We start from the raw sequence: 843 nt of genomic DNA, 5'->3' as shown, positions 1-843 counted from the left end.
TCAAGAGATCCTGCGGCGAAGATGTAACGGGGCTCAAGCCACGAGCCGAAGCTTTGGATGCACAGCGATGTGCGTGGTAGCGGAGCGTTCTGTGATATAGAACGCTGCCTCCTTGGTATCTTCGGATACATTGGAGGCAATGTTCTGACTGTGAAGCCGGGCTGTAAGGCATCCGGTGGAGTGATCAGAAGTGAGAATGTTGACATGAGTAGCGATAAAGAGGGTGAGAGACCCTCTCGCCGAAAGTCCAAGGGTTCCTGCTTAAAGCTAATCTGAGCAGGGTAAGCCGGCCCCTAAGGCGAGGCCGAAAGGCGTAGTCGATGGGAACCACGTTAATATTCGTGGGCCAGGAGGATGTGACGGATCTCAAAGGTAGTTCGATCTTATCGGATTGATCGGGCTGCTCAGAGGTTCCAGGAAATAGCCCTCCATCAGACCGTACCCTAAACCGACACAGGTGGACTGGTAGAGAATACCAAGGCGCTTGAGAGAACCACGTTTAAGGAACTCGGCAAAATGCCTCCGTAAGTTCGCGAGAAGGAGGCCCGGTTCGTGGGCAACCATGGGCCGGGGGCACAAACTAGGGGGTGGCGACTGTTTACTTAAAACATAGGGCTGTGCGAAGCCGTAAGGCGACGTATACAGTCTGACGCCTGCCCGGTGCTGGAAGGTTAAAAGGAGGGGTGCAAGCTCCGAATTGAAGCCCCAGTAAACGGCGGCCGTAACTATAACGGTCCTAAGGTAGCGAAATTCCTTGTCGGGTAAGTTCCGACCTGCACGAATGGCGTAACGATCTCCCCGCTGTCTCAAACGTGGACTCAGCGAAATTGAACTGTGTGTCAA

The 843-nt window shown here is 53.9% G+C and carries 1 rRNA gene; it reads left to right on the top strand.

Annotation, left to right across the window (positions count from 1 at the left end):
- Positions 1-843: ribosomal RNA gene (locus tag CG50_RS15950) — 23S ribosomal RNA — on the top strand; the annotation flags it as partial.

The organism is Paenirhodobacter enshiensis, from assembly GCF_000740785.1.
GTDB lineage: Bacteria > Pseudomonadota > Alphaproteobacteria > Rhodobacterales > Rhodobacteraceae > Rhodobacter > Rhodobacter enshiensis.
Note: the sequence above shows the minus strand (reverse complement) of the source record. Positions and strands in the feature narration are given on the sequence as shown.